Here is a 6,237-nt window from a genome sequence, read left to right on the forward strand (position 1 = left end):
CATATCTGGTGATCCTACCAGGGACGGCTTTTTCATTCATCCCCCGGCAGCGGTACCGGCGGGTAATCGACCGATTTGCCGCTGGAAAGAAGGTACTCTGTGCGATCGACGATCTCCTTCTGCATCCGAGGATTCAAGTCCTTGAAATAGGCAGTGTATCCGGACACTCTCACCAACAGTTCGCTGTGCTTTTCCGGATTCTTCATGGCCTCGACGAAGGTGTCGTGGTTTGTTATGTTGAACTGTATCTCCATACCGCCTTCGCTGTCGCCGTTACCGGCGAAGTAACCTTCCACCGAAGCCACGAAGTTCTTGAGCATCTGCTCGTATGAGCCCGGTTCCGGCGTGTACTTGAAATTGAGGGCAACGCCGTTGGACAGTAGTTCGGCCGGCTGCCGAGCAACCGAGTGAAGAGCCTTGGTCAACGTGGGCGTGACCTTTGACACCGGAGTGATGCCGCTGGTAAAATTCTCGCCCGCTTTGCGTCCATTCGGCAGGGCTTGGGTCAGTCGACCAAAGCCGGCATGGTTGGTCATGGTCCAGTAGCCGACACGGTATCGTCCACCGCGGTAGGTCGTCGTTTCATTGCAGGCGCTGTCCAGCAAGCGTGCTATCCAGGTGACGTTGCCGTCGGCCAGGTCGTCATCGTTGCCGTACTTGGGCGTCTTATCTTCATTAGCCAGCCTGGTCTGCATCTCCTGGGCATCCTTGAAGTCGTTTTTCAAGGCATGCAATAACTCCTCAAAGGTGTACCGTTTCTCATCGAAAATGTACTTCTGAATCGCCGACAACGAGTCGGCGGTATCGGAGAGGCCGATGATAGTCACGCCCGAAGAGTTGATGACGGCGCCGCCCTGAATGATGTCTTTGCCCTTGTCCCAGGGTCCCTCGAAAAAGGCCGACAGTATCGGTGTCGGGTAGAAGTCCTGATGGATTGTCCCCAGGATGTTGTTGAGCGTTGTCGACTGTTTGATCAACCAACGCGCCTGGGTTTCGAAAGCCTTCTTGAAGTCATCGAATGAACCAAAGTCGGTCGGGTTACCGGTCTCGACGCTGATGAGATGATCCATTCCGGTGTGGCGGTGTCGACCGTTATAAAGGGTCAACTCCAACACCGAAGTCAGATTCATAAGAATCGAAGCCGTGTGGCCATAAAACCTGCCGTTACTTCCCGGTTCGACACAACCGATGACGCCATAGTCGCGCGCCTGTTCGATCGTTTCACCTTTGCTGGTCAGGGCATGGATGACCGCTTTGTCATTGTGCAAGGCAGGGGTGGCGCCGGTTTCGATGTTGACGGCGCAGAGCCGCTCCAAGTATGCAGGCTTGTTGACATCTCGGTAATAGCGGCCGTTCAGGTTGGGATCACGCAGCTTCATTAGTTCGGTGGCTCGTAACATAACGTAGGTGAGGTCGTTGACGGCGTCATTGCCCTCTTCGTCGACGCCGCCGATTGTGATAGCCTGATTGGAACCGGCGCCACCGAACAGTTGCTCGCCCGTCTCCGGTATGCAGGGAACGTGATCGCCGATTTTCAACCACAGGCAGCACAGAAGCTCCACCGCTTCTTCCACGGTCAGTTTGCCTGAGTCGATATCTCTTCGATAGAGTGGGTACAGTACTTGATCCAGCCGTCCCAGACTGAGACCGACGTTGGGGTTCTCAAGATGGATAGCTATCCAGCAAAGCCAGACGGTAGTCAGTCCCTCACGGAAAGTCTTAGCCTCGGCTTCCGGCACCCGCTCATGGATCTCAGCCAGGGCGAGCAGTTCTTGCTTGGCGTCGTCGTCGGTCTCTTTCTCAGCCAGTTTCCTCGCTTCGGCGGCCAGGTTGTGTGAATAGCTGATCACACCCTCAAGCACCTCGGTCAGGGACTGGTAGAAATCCTTCTGGGGGCTGTCGGCAGTCCCGAGTTTTTTGGCCTCAGCCTCGACTATCATTTTGCGCAGACCCAACCTTATGGCTTTGCTGAAGTCCGGTATCGTGTGCGATATACAGTTTACTTTGGTCGTAATGTAGAAAACCAACTTTTCGAAAAGAGATAACTCAGGTGCATATTTCTCGCGCCCCAGTTCGTCCAGATTCTTCTGGAAACAGCGGCTGCGGGCCAATTCGTTTATATTTGAGTTGATCCATCGGGGAAAGATGTCGTAGTTGAGTCTGTTTACATCCTCGTCGCTGATCTGGAATGGGTTGGCCACCCGCTCTCTTATGCTCCACAGCTCAGGCCAGAGGGCCAGGGCCAGAAACTCAGGATAAATGGGTACACCCTTGAACTTGCTGGTGGTGGAACCGGCAAAGAGTTGAGTGTCCTTGAATGCGAATGGTTTCATCCCTTTGGCATAGCCACGATGATGACGCACCACCGCTTTTCGGCGTTCCAGCACATGCCGATAGAGTCTCGCCTTGTCCAGAACAGAGATGCTCTTTTGCTTATTCAGCCCCTGTCTCTCGCTATACTCCGTAATCAGATCGGGTCGTTCTACGCATATCTCCGGCATCGCCATGAAGTATGCATTTCTAAGATTAGTAACCCGCTCGGTGAGCTTACATGAACGTAGCGAAATATCATCCAGCTTGATTTCCGGCATGGCCGTCCTCCTTTGCCAGAGTTATTCGAACTATCAACAGGTGAAAGTGTCGCCGGACACTCCCCGATCTCGTTTATGTCGTTAACTTCGACATGGTGCTGTCCGCATGCCGCTACGGTTCCCCGGAGCAAAGAAGAAGGCAAAAGTTACACCGCTACCACATCTTCTTGTTGCATTCAAAACACACACAGAGTGCTCCTGCGAGAACTTTTAATATATAGACTCTGATGCTTAAACCAACGATGCCCAAACATGAGGGTTCACAGACCTCTCAACAAAGGCTATAGAAACAGGATATCAATGTCAAGAGCTAAATGGCTTGGGTATGATAGACATTGATTCTGAGGACCCAGGTGGCGGTCCAAGAGCATCATGCGGCGACCAACAACGTAATCGGCACACCACCCCACGGGAGTTTTGACACACCCACGGTATCGTCATTACAAGGAGCTCAGCGACGAGGTAATCTCAAACCGTGGCACACCTGTCATGCCGAGCGGAGTCGAGGCCTTGCCGGTGCTGTCAGGTGACTCGCCTGACAGCAGTGGGTTGTAATGCGGGTGTCGGGCGGGGTCGCCCAACATCACTCCCTAATTTGACTTTGGACAACTAGCCCCATCGGCGCGAGACGAGGGCGGTAATCTCAATCCGTTGCACACCTGTCATGCCGAGCGGAGTCGAGGCATGGGCTTGCCGCGCTCTCCGCCGGTGGCGAAGTCGCTCACAACAACGACAAAGAGAGCCTTTTCAACACTCCCCTGCCTGTAGCTTTATAAGTAATGCAATGGCAATGGCGATGGGCTCAGTGCCGCAGGTCTCGGGTCATCGAGCGATAGCGTCGTCGATAATTGCCCGGAGTTCACCGTCCGCGTCGATTTGCCATTGGTCGATGGCGGGATCATCGTCAAGCCGGTCTGCCGTGGCCGTCGCAACAAAGGAGGTATCGGTTCCCGTGACACTGTATTGGTAGCGGGCCGACTTCATTATCTCGACACCGATAGTATCAAAGGCGTAGGGGCTATCCTTATCGGCCAGCACGCCGGGAGCAGGAATCCAGTAGCGGTCGTTGTTTTGATAGTACGAGCGTTCCATCAGGTAGATCTGACGAAGCAATTCCTTGGCCTCGGTCTGTTTCGCCTTGACCGTTGAACTCATGTAACGCGGGATGGCTATTCCGGCCAAAATACCGATTATCACCAGCACGATTAACAGTTCTATCAATGAAAAGCCGCTGTGGCTTTTCAGGCGACGTTTAGAACGGCGAGTATTTGATACACTCATACTTATTCCTAATCAGCGTCACAAGCGAATCAGTGTTTCCCCGGCTGTCCGAGACCACCACCGCCAGCCTGTATATTCCCGAAGGCTTGACCATACCTCTCTCGTACAATATAGTATCTGAAGCCTGCGGCGGCAAATCCATTTTTGAGATAGCAACGCCATCCAATGACAGGCTCGATTGAGACAATGGCCTGCCGTTCTTAACCAGTCGGTTGTTCTCCCAGCCATAGACGGTTGTTTTCAGCCGACGGTCCAGGCAGACCAGGCTGTCATGGTGGATCGTTATCTGTTGACTTTGACCTATGCTGCGCGATAGCTCTTCCTGGATGAACAAAGTTTCCTCCAGCAGCCGGTCGCGCTCCTGCCATTGGTTAATGTATTTCTTCAGAAACATGCTGCCTGTAACGACCAATCCCAGTAGGATTGTCGACAGGGCCATAGCAACTATCAGCTCGGCCATGGTCACACCTTTTGTACTCTTAAGGAATCGCAAGTTCATTGTAGAGATCGACCAGTTGTTTGCCTGTGCGCTGCCTGTACACGCCAATGCGTATCTTTGCGAGCCCGTCATCCAGCGTGACCCGACGTTTGAGTTCGAAGGCTATCCCCGAACGGGTTACAGTGGTATCCAGCCCGGTTGTGTCCCGAACCAGTACGGTGGACATCATCTGCTCTCGTGCGATGTTGTTGGCCAAAACCAATTCGCGGCTGGAAAACTTGGCCAAAGTAGAACTCAGCAAAGCCACCATGATCGAGAACCCGGCCATGAAGACCACGGCGGCCACCAAAACTTCCATTATGGTGAAGCCGCTACTATTGTCAAGCCGACCGTTCATGGTGTCGGTCCATCCTGTCTCACAACCCGGTGTCCGGCGGGAGCAGATGCAGCATCGAGAACCGGCAAAACCGGATTGAAACTCAGCATGTTCCGGTCTATGTAGCAGTCCTTGACCCAGTTGACGAATGTAGTCGGTGGTAAGTGTAAATAGAACTGCTCTGTTATCACCGAGCCGATCAGTTGTCCTCGCAGATCAACTCTTCCGTCCGACACCAAATAACCGGTGAGCGTGGTGGCGGTATCCACGAGTATCATGCACTTCTGGGAACTCACCGAGGTGTCGGCAAGCGATGCATAACAGGTCGATTCCAATGGATACGAGCTTGACAGGAAAATGCCGTCGTTCGACTCGGAGGATTCGTCAACTCTCAGAAGCAACAGGGAAGGGTAAACGAGTGCCGCATCATCCCGGACTGATATCCTGCCCCGGCATACGATAGTTCCGGAGAAGCGGCAATTACCGGCCAGCACAACCGAGTCCTCAGCGTACAGCAAAACCATGTCCATGGCGGCCGAGTCTTTGATGACTATTGATCGGTCGGCTACTATCTCAATCGGTCCGATCAGTCGAGACCGGCCACCGATCTCGGCCGATCCACCGACAAAAAGCGACCTGACCGAGGACGTCGATATCACGACCTCGTCGGTCAACACCAGATCGTTCTCAACCTGCAAACGATCATCGCTGCCGAACGGGTCACCGTCGTGCCCGGAAATTATCAACGAGCCGTGTTCTACTCGATCAACGGTAGACCGGCGGTTGGTTTGCTCATCTCTATAACGGTTAAGCACCGTTGAGTCCAGTGACGGAACAGCCAGCGAATTGAATATGTTTACCTGCCCGATATGGTAGTCTTTCGTTGTCACACCTTCGCCCCGTATGCGACCGATCTCAAGTCCCTGACTACCGGTGTTGACGTCGCCGCGTATCTGAGTGTGGCCGGTGACCACAAAAGGATAGTTCTCATCGCAGACTGAAATGGCGGCATCGAAAAACTCTGGATCAGACGAGCCTATCAGGGCGCTGAGGGTTGCTTTTTGATTGGCCATGCTTCCCTCTGAAGTTACGAGCAGGTATGGTCCCCAGGCAGTGACCTGCGTACTGATGGTGCCGCCGTTTGGACTTTGGCGCGATGACTTGTCCGGGAATAGCACTCTTTTGTCAAGCTCACTCAGACATCGTTGAATGCCGGCTTCGGCCAGGAAGGTAGCGGCGGTGAAGTTCATGCGTTTCATGTGCTGAGCCTGGCGGTGCAATCCGTAGGTTAGCACGGCCAGGAATATTATCATAACTACCAGCAGTATGACCAGAATCGCAACCAGTATGGCACCCCGCTGATCCCGTGTTACGGCGTCTCTTTGTCGGTATTGTTTATTGGTGGCTGGATGAAAGCCAGAGAGTGTCATGGTACTTCCCTTGTTTGAAAACAGCAAAAGTCGGCGCCACCTCGCGCAAACACCAATAGACCAAACTGTCATCAAGTGAAAGAACAAAGGTCTGCGCATCCTCCGTCATTATCACCGCCT

At 53.4% G+C, this 6,237-nt stretch carries 5 protein-coding genes and 1 pseudogene; all 6 read right to left on the minus strand.

The genetic code is table 11. The features are described from left to right. Positions 1 to 32: 32 nt before the first annotated feature. The 6 genes and pseudogenes from OEV49_15055 to OEV49_15080 all read right to left on the minus strand — a co-directional run bounded on the left by OEV49_15055 (position 33) and on the right by OEV49_15080 (position 6,117). Complete coding sequence (locus OEV49_15055) at positions 33 to 2,591, minus strand: hypothetical protein (GenBank protein ID MDH3892391.1); 2,559 nt, start codon at positions 2,589 to 2,591, stop codon at positions 33 to 35. A gap of 822 nt (positions 2,592 to 3,413) precedes the next feature. After that, positions 3,414 to 3,746, minus strand: a complete 333-nt coding sequence (locus OEV49_15060; GenBank protein MDH3892392.1) for a hypothetical protein — start codon at positions 3,744 to 3,746, stop codon at positions 3,414 to 3,416. Beyond that, positions 3,741 to 3,836, minus strand: a pseudogene (locus tag OEV49_15065) (type II secretion system GspH family protein). The gene OEV49_15060 and the pseudogene OEV49_15065 overlap by 6 nt, the downstream one beginning before the upstream one ends. Positions 3,837 to 3,843: 7 nt before the next feature. Next, complete coding sequence (locus OEV49_15070) at positions 3,844 to 4,332, minus strand: hypothetical protein (GenBank protein MDH3892393.1); 489 nt, start codon at positions 4,330 to 4,332, stop codon at positions 3,844 to 3,846. Positions 4,333 to 4,351: 19 nt separating this feature from the next. Continuing rightward, positions 4,352 to 4,708, minus strand: a complete 357-nt coding sequence (locus tag OEV49_15075) for a hypothetical protein (GenBank protein MDH3892394.1) — start codon at positions 4,706 to 4,708, stop codon at positions 4,352 to 4,354. Then, positions 4,705 to 6,117, minus strand: coding sequence for a hypothetical protein (locus tag OEV49_15080; GenBank protein ID MDH3892395.1), 1,413 nt, complete (start codon positions 6,115 to 6,117; stop codon positions 4,705 to 4,707). The genes OEV49_15075 and OEV49_15080 overlap by 4 nt, the downstream gene beginning before the upstream one ends. Positions 6,118 to 6,237: the final 120 nt, after the last annotated feature.

Source organism: Candidatus Zixiibacteriota bacterium (assembly GCA_029860345.1).
Classification (GTDB): Bacteria; Zixibacteria; MSB-5A5; order GN15; family FEB-12; genus JAJRTA01.

Coding starts and splice junctions, on each gene's coding strand:
- OEV49_15080 (MDH3892395.1), bottom strand. CDS start 6,117: ATGACACTCTCTGGCTTTCATCCAGCCACCAATAAACAATACCGACAA.
- OEV49_15060 (MDH3892392.1), bottom strand. CDS start 3,746: ATGAGTTCAACGGTCAAGGCGAAACAGACCGAGGCCAAGGAATTGCTT.
- OEV49_15075 (MDH3892394.1), bottom strand. CDS start 4,708: ATGAACGGTCGGCTTGACAATAGTAGCGGCTTCACCATAATGGAAGTT.
- OEV49_15055 (MDH3892391.1), bottom strand. CDS start 2,591: ATGCCGGAAATCAAGCTGGATGATATTTCGCTACGTTCATGTAAGCTC.
- OEV49_15070 (MDH3892393.1), bottom strand. CDS start 4,332: ATGGCCGAGCTGATAGTTGCTATGGCCCTGTCGACAATCCTACTGGGA.